This window comes from Neisseria sp. HMSC065D04, from assembly GCF_001815675.1.
Lineage (GTDB): Bacteria > Pseudomonadota > Gammaproteobacteria > Burkholderiales > Neisseriaceae > Neisseria.
In genome coordinates this window covers 1-261 of record NZ_KV821512.1, presented here as the reverse complement: position 1 = coordinate 261, position 261 = coordinate 1, and the positions used below count along the sequence as shown (strand labels likewise).

General features: G+C 46.7%; 1 pseudogene. It reads left to right on the top strand.

The window, feature by feature from the left end:
• Positions 1-21 precede the first annotated feature (21 nt).
• Positions 22-261 (top strand): annotated as a pseudogene (locus HMPREF3050_RS06430) (hypothetical protein); the annotation flags it as partial.

The window sequence follows — 261 nt, the reverse complement described above, 5'->3', positions numbered from 1 at the left end:
TTGACTTGCACATACCAAGATTTGACCACCCCAAACAGCCGACCGCAAACAACGGCTTGCAGCAGCCTGGCTTGGGAAAGCGCACAAGTCTACGATGAAAAACGCGGCGGCTATATCGCGGGGAACGGGGAAGAGTACAAATTGAAAAATGGAAAAACGATTGTTTTTTCGTATGAAGCCTTTATGAAAACGAAAGAATCCAACCCGACAGGCGGCAAATGGACTCATTCGACCAAACTGATGAATAACAAGACTTACACC